This window comes from Leucobacter sp. GX24907, assembly GCF_053567335.1.
In genome coordinates, this window is record NZ_JBSGPD010000002.1 from 101,774 (window position 1) to 118,904 (window position 17,131).

Here is a 17,131-nt window from a genome sequence, read left to right on the forward strand (position 1 = left end):
TCTCGACCCTCGCTGCGCCTGCCGAGCCCGGCGCTCTCGGCGAACACTCGAGCGGATCCCGCACGGGTGAAGTTCACGACATGCACGGGAATCGGACGCCATTTCATCGACGTCGCTCCTCCGGACTCGTCGTGATTGAGGATCGGGGAATGCTTGGGGCGTATCATCGTTGAAGCTCCCTAGAACGAATTACACGGGCGTCTGAAGAGGGGCGGAGCGATCCGCCCCTCTTCCTGCGCGTCGTGCGCCGCAGTGAGCGGTGACCATACCGGAACGGAACCGAATGAGCAGGATCGCCTCGCCGCTATTGCGAGAGACCGCTGCCTGTACCCAGCACGACACGAGGCACGGTACGGGTCTCGCCCACGCGAAAGCAATCCTCTTCGGAGAGCACGCCGTCGTCTACGGTGCTCCTGCGATCGCCGTGCCGTTGCACGGGCTCGAGGTGCAGGTTGAGATGCACGCCACTCCCGATGCCGAGACGCGCATCGAAAGTGAACTCTTCGCAGGGTCCGCGGCAGCAGCCCCGGCACTGATGGGGCCAGTGGTCGCTGCCGCGCGCGCCGCACTGGAGATGACCGGGGATGCAGATGAGCACGTGCAGCTGCGCATCCGCAGCGCGATCCCGCATGGCCGCGGCCTGGGGTCGAGTGCCGCAGTCGCAGCGGCGGTGGCGCGCGCTGTGGCCGATCAACACGGCGTGAGTCTCAGTTCCGAGGCACTGCATCGCATCGTGCAGCGTGCTGAGAGCGTCGCCCACGGCAACCCCAGCGGCATCGATGCGCGGGCAGTCGCTGCGACCGGGCCGATCCGCTTCCAGAGCGGCGAGGTATCGGCGGTCAGCGTCGGTGCACCGCTCACGTTCGTCATCGCGGACTCCGGAGCTTCAGGTTGCACGGCCGAGGCCGTCGCGGGAGTGCGAGATCTGCGATCCTTCGACCCCGGTCTCGTCGACGACCTGATCGAGCAGCTCTCGGAGCTCACGGAAGCGTCTCTCGACGATCTTGCTGCAGGATCGGCCGAAGCTCTGGGAGCACGGATGGTCGAGGCGCACCGTCTCCTCGGTCGACTGGGTGTCAGCACGGTGGACCTCGATGTGCTCGTCGCGGCCGCAACCGGTGCAGGAGCCTACGGCGCCAAGCTCACCGGCGGCGGACTCGGGGGGTGCGTGCTCGCGCTCGCCCCGTCGGCAGACGACGCTGAGCGCATCTCGTTGGCGCTGCGTACCGCCGGTGCCGCGCGCACTTGGACCACGGCGGTGCCTGCCGTATGAGTATCGCAACCGCTCGCGCATTCCCGAACATCGCGCTCGTCAAGTACTGGGGCAAACGCGACGAATCTCTCATGCTCCCGGCCGCGGGGAGTCTGTCTTTGACCCTCGACGCCTTCCCGACCGTCACTGCGGTCGAGCCCTCGCCTGACGCAGCGGAGGACCAGTTGCAGTTGGGCGGGGCCGCGGCCGATAGTGAGCAGCTGCGCCGAGTCTCGGAGTTCCTCGACCACGTCCGCGCGCTCGCAGGCTCAGATCAGCGAGCCTTCGTGCGCACGCGCAACTCGGTGCCGACCGGTGCGGGGCTCGCATCTTCGGCTTCCGGCTTTGCGGCGCTTGCCACCGCAGCTGCGACTGCCTACGGTCTCGACCTCGACGCGCCGGCGCTCAGCCGCCTGGCACGACGGGGTTCGGGGTCGGCGTGCCGGTCGATCGCTCCGGGTGTTGCTGTCTGGCACGCCGGAGACGGTGATGAGACCTCGTACGCGGAGCCCGTCGACGCCCCGGACATGCGGATGATCATCGTCACGCTCTCGCGCAGTCGCAAGGCGGTGTCGAGTCGGGAGGCGATGCGCCTCACGGCCGCGACTTCGCCGTTCTACGACGCCTGGGTGAGTTCGACGGAGGAGACGCTGGAGCAGATGCTCGAGGCCTGCGGCGCGGCGGATTTCACTACTATCGGGCGTCTCACCGAATCGCACGCGCTGCGGATGCACGCGGTGATCCAATCGACCGAGCCTCCGATCCGCTATCTGTCCCCGCAGAGCATCGCGGTGTTCGATGCGGTAGTCGCGCTGCGTGAGCAGGGCATCGAAGCGTATTCGACGGCGGACGCGGGACCGAACGTCGCCGTCATCACCCGCCCGGATGATGCAGATACCGTCGCTCGCGCCCTCGCGGAGTTCGGCGAGGTCCGTGTCGTCGGCCCCGGAGGCGGGGCCGAGCTGATTCCCGAGGCGGACGCGGGGGAGGTCGGGCTGTGATCGAGACCCGAGCCCCGGGCAAACTGTTCATCGCCGGCGAGTACGCGGTGGTTGAACCCGGTCAACCGGCCGTACTCGTCGCGGTCAACCGGTATATCTCCGTCCGGCTCGCTGAAAGCCATGAAGCCGGCCGAATCCGCTCGAGCGAGTACGGCCGGGCCCCGCTCGTCTGGGTGCGGGAGCCCGACGGCAACGCCATCGCAGTGGAGCACCGTCCGCTCGATTATGTGCTGTCCGCCATTTCGACCATGGAACAGCTCAGGGCGGAGCTCGGCGCCGCGCCGCGCTACTTCGATCTGGACATCTCCAGCGAACTCGATGACACGAGCGGTAGGAAGTTCGGGCTGGGATCCTCCGCCGCAGTGACGACAGCTGTGATCTGCGCGATTGACGAGTTCTACGACCTCGGTCTCACACGCACCGAGCGTTTCAAACTCGCTCTGCTCGCGACCATCGAGGTGGCCCCGAATGCGTCGGGCGGAGACCTCGCCGCGACGACGTTCGGCGGGTGGATCCGCTACACCTCCCCGGATCGCGAAGCGCTCCGTCTGCACCGTGCGGTGCACGGTGTGGCACGCACGCTGCGCTCTGAGGAGTGGGCCGAGTGCACCATCACTCGCCTGCCTCCGCCAGATGCTCTGCGGTTGCTCGTCGGATGGACCGGGTCTCCCGCGTCTACTGAGCAGTTGGTACGCAGCGTCCGGCGCCCCGATGAGGCCGACCCGCTCGTCTACGACTCGTTCGTCGCCGAGAGCCGGATTTGCGTCGACGCGCTGGTCGAGTCGCTCGAATCCGGCGGTGCCGGCGCGATTGCATGCCTCCGCCGTGCTCGTCGACTCCTGCAGCGACTCGAGGCGGCATCGCGCATGCGCATCGAGACCGAGCAGCTCCAAGCGCTCTGCGACGTCGCGGAGCAATACGAGGCCGCGGGGAAGCCCTCCGGCGCCGGCGGAGGCGACTGCGGTATCGCCCTCGTCGGCGAGGCGGATCGGACTCGTGAGATCCTCCTCGGCTGGGAGGCCCACGACATCCGGCACCTCAACCTCTCGGTGCACCCGGCAGAAGGAGGAGTCGATGAGATCTGACCCGACGGACTCCCGGGCCTTGCGCGCGGAACGCAAGGATGACCATGTGCGTCTCGCGCAACAGCAGCGACGTGACGCGCCTGCGCGGAACGAATTCGACGATCTCGAGTTCGTGCACCATGCGCTTGACGGCGCCGATGCGGCACACGTCGATCTTTCGGTGCGCATCGGCGATTGGACGTGGGATACCCCGTTCTATGCCAACGGGATGACGGGCGGCACTCAGCTCACCACGCGTATCAACCGCGACCTCGCGATCGCAGCCCGGGAAACCGGCATGCCGATGGCCTGCGGTTCTATGAGCGTCGCCCTTGACGATGCTGAAGCCGCGCGAGGGTTCGCGGTGATCCGTGAAGAGAACCCGAGTGGGTTCGTGATGGCGAATCTCGGCGCGGGCAGAGCTCCCGACGATGCGGTTCGAGCTGTCGAGCTGCTGCAGGCCGATGCCCTGCAGATTCATGTGAACCCGGTGCAGGAGACCGCTATGCCGGAGGGCACGCGCGACTTCCCGAATTGGCTGCGCAGCATCGAGCGCATCGTCGAGGCCTCGCCGGTGCCGGTCATCGCAAAGGAAGTGGGCTTCGGGCTGAGTCGTCGCACGATCGAACGGCTGCGGGGCGCGGGTGTGCGGATCGCCGATGTCAGCGGCACCGGCGGGACCGACTTCTTGCGCATCGAGAACGCGCGGAACACCGACAGCGATTACTCGATGCTCTCGGGCTTCGGGCAGTCTGCGCCAGCCTGTCTGATCGATGCTCCGCGTAACGGGATCGACCTGCTTGCCTCGGGCGGGATCCGCCACTCCTTCGACCTCGTGAAGGCCCTCGCTCTGGGAGCCCGTGCCGTCGGCGTCGCCGGTGTCTTCCTCGAAGCGCTGCTCGACGGTGAGGCAGAGGGGCTGATTCGGCTCGTGCGCGACTGGCAGCGACAGACCACCGCGCTCTTCGCACTGCTCGGAGCAGCCAGGGCCGAAGATCTTCTTACCACCGACGTGCTGGTGCGGGGCCGACTCGGCGAATTCTGCCGTTTGCGCGGCATCGATGTCGTTGAGCTGGCGCAGCGCTCCCGAGCGCGGCTCTCGTGATCGTCCGACCTCGCAGCACCGGCTTCGCACGCATTCCCATCAGAAAGACTTCGCAGTGAATCAATCAGAGACCTTCAGTACCGCCGTTCCCACGCGCTGGGTCGGGCCGCTGCGTATCAGCGGCGAGGCGGTTTCGAGTGGTGCGCAGCACACCGAGATCTCGGTACCGCTCGCCACGTACGAGACGCCCTTGTGGCCGTCGGTCGGCCGTGGCGCGAGCATCTCCCGTGAAATTCGGGGAGGGATCCGTACTGTCGTCGTCGATGAGCGTATGACGCGATCCACACTGTTCGTCGCTGGGAGCGCGATCGCCGCCGAGGCAGGGGCACGCATCATCCGGGAGCGTACGGCTGAGTTGCAGGCCGTTGTCGAGGCCGGCAGTCGCCATGCGAGGCTCATCGAGATCCATACCGAGATCACGGGCAACCTGCTCTTCACGCGGTTCGCCTTCCGCACAGGTGATGCTTCGGGGCACAACATGGTCACGAATGCGGCAGATGCTCTCATGGAACGCATCCTGTCGTGGGGTCTAGGGCTGGGCTACGGGTCCATTTCGGGTAACTTCTGCTCGGACAAGAAGGCGACCGCGGTGAACGGCATCCTGGGTCGTGGTCGGAACGTCGTCGCCGACATCCTCCTCCCGCACGAAGTCGTGCATCGCCGTCTGCGCACGACTGCGCAGCGCATGGCCGAGATCGTGGTGCGCAAGAATCTCGTCGGCAGTACCATTGCGGGCGCGCTGCGTTCGGCGAACGCGCACTATGCGAACATGCTGCTCGCCTTCTACCTGGCCACGGGCCAGGACGCGGCCAACATTGTGGAGGGTTCGCAGGGTATTACCTATGCGGAGGACCGCGAGGAGGGGCTGTACTTCTCGTGCACGCTGCCGCACCTCATCGTCGGGACTGTCGGTAACGGCAAGCATCTTGCGACCGCCGATTCCGCGCTCGAGCAGCTCGGGTGCCGCGAGGAACGCGAACCGGGCGCGAACGCCCGCCGACTTGCCGCCCTGATGGCGGCGACCGTGCTGTGCGGTGAGCTCTCACTGCTCGCCGCGCAGACCAATCCCGGGGAGCTGATGGCGACCCACCTGCTCATGGAACGGAACAAGGAGCGCGACGCATGACCGCGATCGGCATTCACGACATCGAACTTGCGACCGCCCACTATGTGGTCGATCTGGCGCGCATCGCGGAGTCGAACGGCACGGACCCGAATAAGTACCGTCTGGGGCTCGGACAGGATGAGATGGGCTTCCCCGCGCCCGACGAGGACATCGTCACGATGGGCGCGGCGGCGGCCCGGCCGATCATCGAGCGCAATGGCGCGGAGGGCATCCGAACCCTCCTCTTCGCAACCGAGTCGGGGGTCGACCAGTCGAAGGCGGCCGGTGTCGCCGCGCATCGACTCCTGGGCCTTCCCTCGAATGTGCGGGTCACGGAGTTCAAGCAGGCCTGCTACGGCGGTACCGCGGCGCTGCAGGCCGCCGTCGGCATCGTGAGCCGGGCACCCGGAGAACGCGTGCTCGTGATCATGAGCGATGTGGCGCGTTACGAGCTCGACAGCCCGGGGGAGCCGACCCAGGGGGCCGGCGCCGTCGCCCTGCTTGTCGCGGCCGAGCCGGCACTCGTGGAGATCGAACCCGCGTCGGGGATCCACACCGACGATGTCGACGACTTCTGGCGACCGAACGACTCCTCGACCGCGGTCGTCGACGGTGCGCTGTCAGTCTCCGCCTATCTCGATGCGCTCACGAGCTCGTGGGACGACCTTCAGGCTCACGGCGGCCCCGGCATCGATGAGATCGATCGCCTGCTGTACCATCAGCCCTTCACGAAGATGGCGAAGAAGGGGCAGGTGCAGCTCGCCGCGCACACCGGAGCGCATCTCGACTCCGGTGATGGCGATGGACGTGACACGGGCCTCGTCACCGGTTCGCTCTACAACCGCCGGATCGGCAATACGTACACGTCCTCGCTCTATGGAAGCCTCGTCGCACTGCTCGACCACGACCCAGACCTCGCAGGAAAGCGCCTCGGACTGTTCAGCTACGGATCAGGCGCAGTGAGCGAATTCATCACCGGCGTCGTGCGACCGAGCTATGCGGGGAGGGGCGGCGCGGAACGGATGGCTCGAGCGCTCGACGCGCGCGAGCCGATCGGGGTCGCCGAGTACCGTGAGCTGCACGCCAGGGAGTACCCGAGTGCTCAGGACATCGCGACGCCTCGCGTCACGGCCGGCCCGTTCCGCTTCGCGGGTATCCGAGGAAAGGCGCGCCTCTACGAGGCGGTCTGAGCACCGAAGGAGTGGGGTTCAGCGCCTCGATGCTCGCTTGAGGCGGCGGTAGGCGAAGATCGTCATGATGAGGACGACCGCCCAAGCCGCACCGACGATCACAGCCGGGAGTACGGCGGGATCGGCGATGAACGCACCGATCGCGACGAGTGACACCTGACCCGGCACGGTGGAGAGGCTGCTGCCCACAAGGAAGTCGCGCTGCGAGATGCCGAAGGCTCCGCTGCCGTAATTGACGGGCCAGTAGGGGATACCGGGCATGAGACGTAACAGGTACACGGCCTCGACGCCGGCGTTCTCCAGGTGCGCCTCGACGGTTGCCGCGTGACGGCCCAGCAGGCGCTTCACCACACTCTTCCCGAGCGCCCGGGCGAGCCAGTACGCGGCCCAGCTGCCGAGGAAGGCTCCGATCACTGAGAGGATGCTCCCCTCGACGACGCCGAAGAGCACCCCTCCGGCTACGGCCATGATCGAGATCGGGATCGGAGTGATCGCGACCAGCGCGTAGAGCAGAATGAATCCGAGCCACGCGGCTCCGCCCCACGCTCCGAGGTCGTCGCGGAGATGATCGGCAGACGGCAGCCGCACATGGAACGCGAGCCACAGCATGAGGAGCAGCACGATTCCGAGCAGCACGTCGCGAATGACCGTGCCCCAGTTCGGGCCGCCGCGAGGCCATCGCGATCGGTGAGCGGGCGCGTCGTCAGGAGACTCGTGCTCCGCGTCATCAGCCATTCCGTCATTCTAGGCGAGAGTTCGGGGCCGACTTGCTCGCAGTATCGGGCGTGAGACGCCGACATGATGCGACATGCGTCGGAGGTGGCGGCTACGCTGGAGGCATGAGCATCGACGCAAGAGCCACCAGCACCGACTCGGGAGCCGTCGCAGGCGGAGCGGCGAGTGGTGCAGAGGTCTCGCCCGAACTGTCGGAGACCGCGCGGATCGCGCGTGATCTGATCAGGATCGATACTTCGAATCGCGGGGGTGGCGACGCGAACCCGGAGCGTCCCGCGGCAGAATACGTCGCGGCGTATCTGCGGGAGCTCGGGCTTGAACCGCAGATCTTCGAGTCGGATCCGGGGAGGGCGAGCGTCGTCGCCCGGGTACAGGGGGCGAATGCCGAACTCCCCGCACTCGTTCTGCACGGTCATCTCGATGTCGTACCCGCTGACGCGGAGCACTGGAGTGTCGACCCCTTCGCCGGCGTCGTGAAGGACGGGATGCTGTGGGGGCGCGGCGCCGTCGATATGAAGGACATGGACGCCATGATCCTCAGCTCGGTGGCTGAGCTGCTGCGCGCGGGCGAGCGGCCTCGGCGCGACGTGATCCTGGCGTTCTTCGCGGATGAAGAGAACGGCAGCGTCTACGGTGCGCACCACCTCGTCACACATCACCCCGAACTCTTCGCAGGCGCGAAGACCGCGATCAGCGAAGTCGGCGGGTATTCGATCGATTTGGCCGGCACTCGGGCCTATCTCATTCAGACGGGCGAGAAGGCGCTCGATTGGGTGCGGCTGCGTGCTCGGGGCGCGGCTGGACACGGTTCGCGTATTTGGCCGAACAACGTCATTACGCGGCTCGCAGAGGCGATCGCGGCGCTCGGCCGCCACGCGTGGCCCATCTCGCTCTGCGACACGACGCGCGAGTTGGTGGACGAGATCGCCCGAATCCTGGGTGAAGATCCGCGTGAGATCGACCCTGAGCAGCTCGTGCTGCAAGCCGGGCCCGGAGCCGGGTTCGTGCACGCCAGCCTGCGCAACACGACCAACCCGACAGTGTTGAAAGCCGGGTACAAGCACAACGTGATCCCCGAGACCGCCGAGGCACTCGTCGACATTCGTACGCTGCCGGCCGAGCGCGACGATGTCATCGCCGAGGTGCAGCGCATCATCGGCGACGACATCGAGATCGAGTTCGTGCACTCCGATGTCGGGATGGAGGCACCGTTCTCCGGGGAAGCCGTTGAAGCGATGATCTCAAGTCTGCGACGCTTCGATCCGGAGGCCGAAGTGCTGCCGTACCTGCTTTCAGCGGGAACCGACAACAAGCCGCTCTCGCGTCTCGGCATCGTCGGTTATGGTTTCGTGCCCCTTCGGCTGCCGGCCGACCTCGATTTCCCGGGTATGTTCCACGGCATTGATGAGCGGGTACCCCTGGACGCGCTCGACTTCGGGCACCAAGTGCTCGTCGATCTGCTGCGCACCTATTAGCCGAGCCTGAAGCGACCGCAGCCGCCGTCCAGGTAGTCTGGACGGCGGCTCGCGGCGACGCGCGCCCCGCATCATCCGCGAAAGGACCCAATGAGCATCATCGAGGCCATCATCCTCGGGATCGTGCAGGGACTCACCGAGTTTTTGCCCGTCTCTTCGAGCGCTCATCTGCGCATAGTGACCGAGCTCATGGGCATCGGCGACGCCGGTGCAGCCTTCACCGCGATCACTCAGATCGGCACCGAGGCCGCGGTCGTGGTGTTCTTCTGGCGCGATATCGTGAGGATCATCGGGCGCTGGTTCCGATCCTTACCCGGTAAGACGGTGCCGCGGAACGACCCTGACGCGCTCATGGGGTGGTGGATCATTCTCGGATCCTTGCCGATCGTGATTCTCGGACTCCTATTCGAAGATCAGATCGACACGTCGCTGCGTTCGCTGTGGTTCACCGCGACAACGCTCATCGTGTTCGGGCTGCTGCTCGGACTCGCCGACCGAGTCGGGGCGAAGACGCGGCCGCTCGAACAGCTCACCTGGAAGCACGGCCTCGTCTACGGCTTCGCCCAAGCACTCGCGCTCATCCCGGGCGTCTCGCGCTCGGGCGGCACCAATACAGCCGGACTGCTCCTCGGCTATAAGCGCGAGGCGGCGGTGCGCTATTCCTTCCTGCTGGCGATCCCGGCGGTGTTCGGTTCGGGCCTGTACAAGCTCTTCAGCGAGGTGCGTGAGCCGAGCGGCGGCGCACCCATAGCGATGACGGCGATCGCCACGGTCATCGCATTCTTCGTCGCCATCGTTGTCATCAAATTCTTCATGAGCTACATCTCGAGGCGTAGCTTCATGCCATTCGTCATCTACCGGGTCTTGCTCGGTATCGTCATCATCGTGCTGCTCTCCACCGGAGTGCTCTCCGCAGAGGGCGGCACGGCCATCGCAGCCGCAGGAGGAGCGCAGTGAGAACCTGGACCCCACCCCTGATCCCCGACCTCCCCGGCGAGGGGACCATCCCGAAGCTCTACAACACCGCGAGCGAGCGGTTCGAACATCCCGGCGTCTCCGACGGCACCGCGACCCTGTACGTCTGCGGCATCACGCCCTACGATGCCACGCACCTGGGGCATGCCTTCACCTATCTGGCGTTCGACCTGATGCAGCGAGCCTGGCTCGATGCGGGCATCAACGTCGTCTACGCCCAGAACATCACCGATATCGACGACCCGCTGCTCGAGCGTGCGAACGCCAACGGAGTGGACTGGCGTGCCCTGGCGGATGAACAGATCGGGCTGTTCCGCTCAGACATGTTCCGGCTCGGCATGCTGCCGCCGCAGCACTACGTGGCAGTGACCGAACAGATCGACGAGATCGCCGGGGCGGTGAAGGGGCTGCTCGAGAAGGGGGTGGCCTACTACATCGAGACGCCCGACGCCGAAGGCGAAGACATCTACTTCGACACGAATGCCGCCGAGAAGATCACGCAGTGGCGTCTCGGAGATGTCGCAGCCGAATACGAGCGCAGCATGATGCGGCATCTCAGCGCTGAACGCGGCGGAGATCCGGACCGCCCTGGCAAGCGCGACCCCCTGGACCCGCTGCTCTGGCGTGCCGCACGAGACGGGGAGCCCAGCTGGGAATCATCCGTCGGCACCGGGCGTCCGGGCTGGCACATCGAATGCTCGGTGATCGCGACTCGCGCGCTCGGCGGTGTGTTCACCGTGCAGGGCGGCGGGCAAGACCTCGTCTTCCCGCACCACGAGTTCACCGCGGCTCATGCAACGTCACTGTCGGGTACTCCTCTCGCACACGCCTACTGCCACGTGGCGCTCGTCTCGTACCAGGGGTACAAGATGTCGAAGTCTCGAGGCAATCTTGTTTTCATCTCGAAGCTGCTCGACAGCGGGACCGATCCGTCGGCCATCCGACTCGGTCTCATGGCGCATCACTACCGTACGGAGTGGGAGTGGAAGGATGAAGACCTGGCGACGGCGCAGCGTCGCCTCGCAGCGTGGCGTGCGGGCCTCGAACTGCAACCGGAGGAGCCCGTCTCGTCAGTCGTAGTGCTCCAGCAGCTGCGTGCCGCCTTCGCGAACGACCTCGATACGCCGGTGATGCTGGCGATCCTTGACTCCGCGCTCGCCCAGGGCGTCGATGATCCGGGCCTGGTCGCGGATGCGTCGGAGGCGCTGCTCGGCGTGCGGCTCGTCGAGCGGGAGACCGAGGACTAAGCCTCGTCGTCTGAAGAGCCGCTATCGGTGTTCTCGGTATCGGCGTCTTCGGTTTCGACGTCTTCGGTGACGCTGTCGTCGGCTTTCGGGGTCTCGGCAGACTTCCCTTCGGCGTCGGTGCTCCCGGGGTCGGCGCTGTCGGCGTCGGTGCTCCCGGTATCCGAAAGCAGTCGGGCATCGTCGAGCAGTCGCTCGAATTCCATCGCGATCGCGTCGCCGGAGGCCTCGGCCGCCATCGTGGCGTCCCGCGACTCTTCAAGCGTGCGGATGTAGCGAGACATGTCTTCGTCGGCGTCGGCGATGCGGTTGATGTTCGCCTCCCACTCGGTCGCTTCGTCGAGGAGCTCGCCGCGTGGAATCACGATATCGAGGAGCTCTTCGAGCTTGTCGAGGAGTGCGAGGGTCGCCTTGGGAGACGGTGAGCTGTGCACATAGTGCGGCACCTCTGCCCAGAGAGACAGCGAGTCGATGCCGGCCTCGATGAATGCGAGATCGATGACGGTCGAGATGCCTACCGGCCCTTCATAATCGGAGCGCGTTGCTCCGGTCGCGGCCCGGACCTTCGGATTCTCGCTCGACAGTGAGACGGCGATCGGTCGTGAGTGCGGCGAGTCGGAGTACATCGATCCGAGGAGCACGACCGAATCGATGCCCCAGACGTCGACGAGTTCGACGATCTCATCGGCGAAGGATCGCCAATCCCGTGACGGCTCGACGCCTGCGAGCAGGAAGATGCCGCGCGCGCGACTGCCGTCGAGTCGTCGCACCGTATCTTCGGTCATCTCTGCGAGTGCCTCGCCGGGGGAGTCCAGCCCCGCGATTCCGGGGCGCTGGATCTCACCGAAGAGGCGGGTGTCGGGCCAGTCGAGCACGCGATTACCGTGCTCGTCACGACCCAGCTTGGGGCGGTGCACCTGGAAGTCAACGTAGCCCTCGGCGCCGATCGCGTGCAGCGGTTCCAGATGCATCAGTTCGCCGAGGTGCTGCAGCACCGTCGTCGTGGCTGCTCCGGCATCGCTCCAGCCCTCGAAGGCGGCGATGAGTATGCGCGGCGGTTCGGCGCCTGAGTCTGCGGGGGTCACGGGTGCTGCGGCTCCTCACGGGTTCGGTCCCGGTTCAGCAAGAACCGGATCAGTACAGGGTACCGCCGCGGCTCGGTAGACTCGTGGGAATGAGCGCAGCATCGACCTCCGACCCGGCACCGCGGGCGATCCTCTGGGACATGGACGGGACCGTCATCGATTCCGAACCTCTCTGGTTGCAGGCCGAGGTCCGCATGCTCGAGCGGTATGGGCTGGAGCTCGGGGAGGAACTGCATGATCGGCTCATCGGTACGGGGCTGTGGGCCGGTGCCGAGCTCTTTCGGGAGCTCGGTGTTCCGCTGACTGCGGATGAGATCGTCGCCGAATGGGTGGCCGGAGTCGAGGAGGGGCTTGAGCAGAGCGAACCTCTGTGGCGGCCGGGCGCGGTCGAATTGCTGACCGAGCTGCGCGACGCGGGTACTCCGTGCGCGCTCGTCACGATGTCAGTGCGATCCTTCGCCGAGAAGGTCGTGTCCCTGCTGCCCGAGGGCGTGTTCAGCGCCATCATCGCGGGTGACGAGGTGGAGCACGAGAAGCCGCATCCGGATCCGTACCTTCGCGGGGCTGCAGCTCTCGGCGTCGATATCGGCGATTGCTTGGCGTTCGAGGACTCACCGACCGGCGCACGGTCAGCACGCTCGGCGGGCGCAGTGACGGTTGGTGTGCCGAACATGATTGCGCTTGACGGGTCGGCGGCGCACGAGGTGTGGCCCTCGCTCGTCGGAGTGGATCTGCACGTGCTCACCGAGGGATTTGCGCGCGTTCGCGCTGCCGAAGTCTCCGACACTCCGGCTGCCAGCGGGCCGTTTCGCTACGGCGACCGTGTGCAACTGACGGGTCCGAAGGGGCGGATCAATACCGTCACCCTGATCCGAGGCGGCGAGTTCCACAGTCACCGGGGCACGATTCAGCACGCCGATCTGGTGGGCCTCCCGGATGCCTCGGTAGTGGTCAACAGCACCGGGGAGGAGTATTTGGCGCTGCGACCACTGCTTTCGGACTTTGTGATGTCGATGCCGCGAGGCGCTGCGATCGTGTATCCCAAGGACGCGGCGCAGATCCTCTCCCTCGCCGATATCTTCCCGGGGGCGACAGTGGTCGAGGCCGGGGTCGGATCCGGAGCCCTCTCGTTGCATCTGTTGCGGGCGATCGGACCGGAGGGGCGCCTGCACTCGTTCGAACGGCGTGACGAGTTCGCGCAGATTGCGCAGGCTAACGCCGCGGCCTTCGCGGGCGGAGCGCCTGCGAACTGGTCGGTGACCGTTGGTGATTTGCAGGAGCAGCTGCCTGCGGCCTGCCCGGGCGCGAGCGTCGACCGTATCGTGCTCGACATGCTGGCGCCCTGGGAATGCGTCAGCGTCGCCGCCGATGCTCTGAAGCCAGGGGGAGTGCTCATCTGCTACGTCGCGACGGTCACCCAGCTGTCTCGCACCGTGGAAGAGCTGCGAAGCTCGGGAAGTTTCACCCACCCGCAGGCCTCCGAGACGATGGTGCGCGGCTGGCACGTCGAGGGTCTCGCCGTCCGTCCGGATCATCGGATGGTGGCGCACACCGGCTTCCTCGTGACCGCTCGCCGATTGGCTCTGGGCACCGTCCTGCCGAGTCTCAAACGCCGGGCCTCGAAGAGCGATTTCAGCGAGGACGACATGGCGAGCTGGTTACCGGATGCTGCGGGCGGCACGGATGCCTCGGTGTGGACGCCGGAAGCGGTGGGTGAACGCGGCAAGAGCGACAAGATCCTGCGTAAGAAGGCGCGAGAAGCCCATCGACTCGCTGCGCAGACGGAGAATGGGGAAAGCCCCGAGGCTGTCTGACGGGATTCCCTGCGGCACTCGGATAGTATGGCCGGGTTCACCGAACTTCTGCGAGAGGTCTCCATGCGTCGTCGTATCCTCCCCGTCATCGCGGTTCCCGCGCTGCTGCTCGCCGGTGCGACCGGCTGCTCGGCACAGGCAGCAGCAGACAACTGCGCACCCACGCTCAAGCCGGGTGCGCTGAGCGACGGCGTGGAGGTGAGCGGTACCTTCGGTGAGGAGCCGTCGATCACGGTTCCGGAAGATGTACGTGCGCAGGTTTCGCAGCGCACGGCTGTGGTGTCGAGCGACGATCGTGATGAACTCGCGGAAGATGACGGGTTCGTTCTCGCGAATGTGGCGTACTTCGACTCTTCGACCGGAGAGGCGGTCGGTCAGTCCGGCCCCTTTGATGCGAACCGTGCGTCTCGCTTCGTCATGCTGGGCCAGGATCCGCTCGGCGCCGGCCTCGAATGCACGGCTGCGGGCGACCGCACGCTCGTGGTGCTGAGCCCTGAAGAGACCGAGGCTTACGCCCAGACGATGAACCTGCAGGTCGAATCGGGATCCTCCGTGATCGCGGTAGTCGACACGGTCGGCGTGGGGGAGACTTCAGCGCGTGGCACCGAGCGCGGCTTGCCTCAGGGCTTCCCCGCCGTCGTGACCGATGAGCACGGCAACCCCGGAGTCGTCCTGCCTCCGCAGGGATTCTCCGATGGGACGCGCACCGCAGTCCGCATCGAGGGCAAGGGTGCGAAGGTCGGTGCTGACGACACCGTCCTCGTCCATGCACTGGGTGTCGACGGCGAAGGAGAGGTGTTCGCGAATACGCGCGAGCAGGGCACCCCGATCCCGATCTTCGATGAGGAGACAGCACCTGCCGATGGCTACGACTTCCGTGACCAGATCACCGGCGTTCCCGTAGGTTCGCAGCTCGTGATCATGCGCGGCGGCGAGTCGCCGCATGTGCTCGTGCTCGACATCCTGGGCATCGCGTAGGCGGACTCGATGACGGCCGGGCGCATTCCCGGTGAGCAGCGGCTTTTCAGCCTGCTGCTCGCCCTCATCGCCACGCCGCAGGGCGCGACGAAGCGAGAGCTGCTCTCCAGCGTCTACGGCTATGCGGATCGCTATGAGCGGGAGTCGGCATCGGTTGCGCTCGAACGGCAGTTCGAGCGCGACAAAGATCAGTTGCGCACACTCGGGATGCCGATCGAGACGCTCGATTCTCCGACAGAGCCCGGGAACACGCAGCTCACGCGATACCGTATCTCTCGGGAGCGCTTGGAGGTGCCCGCAGAGCTGAGATTCTCTGCAGAGGAACTGGTGCTGCTGCGGCTCGCGGCGCTGGCCTGGCGCGATGGCAGCATGGGTGAACACTCCAGACGCGCTGCCATGCGACTGGAAGCGCTAGGAGCTGGCGTCGACGCCCGACATCTCGGAGTCGTGCCCAAGATCGGTTCGGTGGAACCGGCTGCTCCGGTGCTCCAGCGGGCCATCGATGAGCGGCGCACGGTCGTGTTCGACTATCAGCTCCCGGGCAAGGCGCGTCCGTTGCAGCGCAGAGTCGCTCCGTTGCGATTGCATCGTGCAGACGGGCGCTGGCATCTGGTGGCGTGGGATCTTGAGCGCGACGCGGGCCGAGTCTTTCTGCTCTCGCGTATTGCTGGAGATGTGCGTCGGGAACGCGACACCTTCGAAGTGGCGCTGCTCGACCGGGCGGATGAGCAGATCGGCGAATTGCTGCGCCGTGGCGAAACCCAGCTTGCGGATCTCTGCGTGCGACGCGGTTCGACCGCGGAGGCGAGGCTCTCACCTCGGTCGGTCAGCGGAGAAGGAGAGGTTGCCGGATTCCGTACGCTGCGGGTCGGTACGCTCGATTATCACGAGCACGCCCTTGCCGATGAGCTTGCCACGTACGGTGCTGATGTCGAGGTGCTCGGCCCCGAGGTGCTTCGGAAGGCCGTGCGGCGGCGACTCGCGACGGTGGCCGCACAGCATATGTCTGCGGATGCCGCGGGAGAAGGTGGTCGGCGTGGCGCGTGACCTGACCTCGGTGGATCGAGTCCTGCTGCTCTTCAACCTCGTGCCTTATCTGCGGGAGCGCGGGCCGACGCCCATCGTCGAGCTCGCCGAGACCTTCGGCGTCGAACCGGCCGAGCTCCGCAGCCTGTTCCGATTCCTCGGCACCGCCGGCGTGCCGGGGGAGACGCTGACCTATCAGCCGGAAGACCTCTTCGACATCGACTGGGATGCGCTGGAGCACGAAGACCTCGCCAGCCTGGTGCGTCCAGTGGTCGTGGAAGAAGTACCGCGCTTCGCGCCGGTAGAGGCGGCTGCGCTCATCGCAGGGCTGCAGGCGCTCACTTCGATGCTCCCGGCTGACGATGCCGAACTTGCGGCACGTACCGCCGCCAAGCTGGGTGAAGCGTTCGCCGTGCCGTCTGATGCCGCAGCGCTCAGCATCAGCGTGGAACCGCAAGACGAACGTCTGCCAATGATCGTCGAGGCACTGCGAGTCGGCGTCGCTTTGGAGTTCACCTACCGTGATGGAAGAGGAACCGAGACCGAGCGGAGGGTGAGCCCGATGCGACTCCAGCAGGGAGCCGACGCTTGGTACTTGCGCGGTGTGTGCCATGATCGGGGCGAGGAGCGGACGTTCCGCGTCGATCGCATGCGTCGCCTCGCGATGCTCGATGAGCCCGCATTGCTCGCGGAGCCGGCGACGCTTGCGCAGCGAGCGGAGCCAGCAGATTCCGCGAAGCCGCAGCGCGCGCCCCTTGCGGCACCTGCACCCGAGAAGCCGGCGTCGGTTCGGTCCGCCGGCGATGCCGTGACCGTCGAGGCTCGAGTGCGCGAGTGGGCGCTGTCCCGCATCTCCGGGTTCGAGCCGGAGCTTCTCGCCGTACCTGCGGAGGAGGGCTGGGTGCGCGTGCGCGTCGAGCTCGGCCATGTCGATGCTGCGATCCGTCTTGTCGAACATGCCCTGGGCGAGGTCGTCGTCGAAGCGCCGGACGAGGCTCGAGAGGCCGTTCGGTGCTGGGCCGAAGAAGCGCTCGCGTACTACGACGAGTGAGCGCAATGCTCGTACGCATCCCGGCGGATCC

General features: G+C 66.3%; 15 protein-coding genes and 1 pseudogene. 14 read left to right on the plus strand and 2 right to left on the minus strand.

Annotated elements, in window-relative coordinates:
* Positions 1–283: 283 nt before the first annotated feature.
* From mvk to ACUYV6_RS03400, 6 genes are read left to right on the plus strand one after another with little or no spacing between them, the layout of a single operon-like run.
* Complete coding sequence (gene mvk / locus ACUYV6_RS03375; protein WP_449277243.1) at positions 284–1,273, plus strand: mevalonate kinase; 990 nt, start codon at positions 284–286, stop codon at positions 1,271–1,273.
* Complete coding sequence (mvaD, locus tag ACUYV6_RS03380; protein WP_449277244.1) at positions 1,270–2,253, plus strand: diphosphomevalonate decarboxylase; 984 nt, start codon at positions 1,270–1,272, stop codon at positions 2,251–2,253. The genes mvk and mvaD overlap by 4 nt, the downstream gene beginning before the upstream one ends.
* Positions 2,250–3,338 (plus strand): phosphomevalonate kinase, encoded by a 1,089-nt coding sequence (locus tag ACUYV6_RS03385; protein ID WP_449277245.1) that lies wholly within the window; start codon positions 2,250–2,252, stop codon positions 3,336–3,338. The genes mvaD and ACUYV6_RS03385 overlap by 4 nt, the downstream gene beginning before the upstream one ends.
* Positions 3,328–4,422, plus strand: a complete 1,095-nt coding sequence (gene fni, locus ACUYV6_RS03390; RefSeq protein ID WP_449277246.1) for a type 2 isopentenyl-diphosphate Delta-isomerase — start codon at positions 3,328–3,330, stop codon at positions 4,420–4,422. Before ACUYV6_RS03385 ends, fni begins: the two co-directional genes overlap by 11 nt.
* A 55-nt stretch (positions 4,423–4,477) precedes the next feature.
* Entirely contained in the window at positions 4,478–5,548 is a 1,071-nt protein-coding gene (locus tag ACUYV6_RS03395) for a hydroxymethylglutaryl-CoA reductase (protein WP_449277247.1), read from the plus strand.
* A complete protein-coding gene (locus ACUYV6_RS03400; RefSeq protein WP_449277248.1) occupies positions 5,545–6,717 on the plus strand; it encodes a hydroxymethylglutaryl-CoA synthase in 1,173 nt (390 codons plus the stop codon). The genes ACUYV6_RS03395 and ACUYV6_RS03400 overlap by 4 nt, the downstream gene beginning before the upstream one ends.
* An 18-nt stretch (positions 6,718–6,735) precedes the next feature.
* Here ACUYV6_RS03400 and ACUYV6_RS03405 read toward each other — a convergent pair whose 3' ends face one another.
* On the minus strand, positions 6,736–7,452 hold the full coding sequence (locus tag ACUYV6_RS03405) for a TVP38/TMEM64 family protein (RefSeq protein WP_449277249.1): 717 nt from the start codon (positions 7,450–7,452) through the stop codon (positions 6,736–6,738).
* 104 nt (positions 7,453–7,556) lie between these two features.
* Between ACUYV6_RS03405 and ACUYV6_RS03410 the strand changes: the two genes are divergently transcribed.
* From ACUYV6_RS03410 to mshC, 3 genes are all read left to right on the plus strand, one after another.
* Positions 7,557–8,927: a M20/M25/M40 family metallo-hydrolase gene (locus ACUYV6_RS03410; protein ID WP_449277250.1), complete on the plus strand. Its 1,371-nt coding sequence runs from the start codon at positions 7,557–7,559 to the stop codon at positions 8,925–8,927.
* Between the two features lie 90 nt (positions 8,928–9,017).
* On the plus strand, positions 9,018–9,884 hold the full coding sequence (locus ACUYV6_RS03415) for an undecaprenyl-diphosphate phosphatase (protein ID WP_449277251.1): 867 nt from the start codon (positions 9,018–9,020) through the stop codon (positions 9,882–9,884).
* A complete protein-coding gene (gene mshC, locus ACUYV6_RS03420; protein WP_449277252.1) occupies positions 9,881–11,149 on the plus strand; it encodes a cysteine--1-D-myo-inosityl 2-amino-2-deoxy-alpha-D-glucopyranoside ligase in 1,269 nt (422 codons plus the stop codon). Before ACUYV6_RS03415 ends, mshC begins: the two co-directional genes overlap by 4 nt.
* Here mshC and ACUYV6_RS03425 read toward each other — a convergent pair.
* Positions 11,146–12,231, minus strand: a complete 1,086-nt coding sequence (locus ACUYV6_RS03425) for a proteasome assembly chaperone family protein (protein WP_449277253.1) — start codon at positions 12,229–12,231, stop codon at positions 11,146–11,148. The two genes, mshC and ACUYV6_RS03425, sit on opposite strands and share 4 nt — an antisense overlap.
* Positions 12,232–12,320: 89 nt before the next feature.
* On the opposite strand from ACUYV6_RS03425, the pseudogene ACUYV6_RS03430 reads away from it, so the two are divergent.
* The 5 genes and pseudogenes from ACUYV6_RS03430 to ACUYV6_RS03450 form a co-directional block, all read left to right on the plus strand.
* A pseudogene (locus ACUYV6_RS03430) lies at positions 12,321–12,884 on the plus strand (HAD family hydrolase); the annotation flags it as partial.
* Between the two features lie 18 nt (positions 12,885–12,902).
* Entirely contained in the window at positions 12,903–14,045 is a 1,143-nt protein-coding gene (locus ACUYV6_RS03435) for a tRNA (adenine-N1)-methyltransferase (protein WP_449277549.1), read from the plus strand.
* 27 nt (positions 14,046–14,072) lie between these two features.
* Complete coding sequence (locus ACUYV6_RS03440; protein ID WP_449277254.1) at positions 14,073–15,023, plus strand: peptidylprolyl isomerase; 951 nt, start codon at positions 14,073–14,075, stop codon at positions 15,021–15,023.
* Between the two features lie 9 nt (positions 15,024–15,032).
* Entirely contained in the window at positions 15,033–16,070 is a 1,038-nt protein-coding gene (locus ACUYV6_RS03445; RefSeq protein WP_449277255.1) for a helix-turn-helix transcriptional regulator, read from the plus strand.
* Positions 16,036–17,100 (plus strand): helix-turn-helix transcriptional regulator, encoded by a 1,065-nt coding sequence (locus tag ACUYV6_RS03450; RefSeq protein ID WP_449277256.1) that lies wholly within the window; start codon positions 16,036–16,038, stop codon positions 17,098–17,100. The genes ACUYV6_RS03445 and ACUYV6_RS03450 overlap by 35 nt, the downstream gene beginning before the upstream one ends.
* The last annotated feature ends 31 nt before the right edge of the window (positions 17,101–17,131 follow it).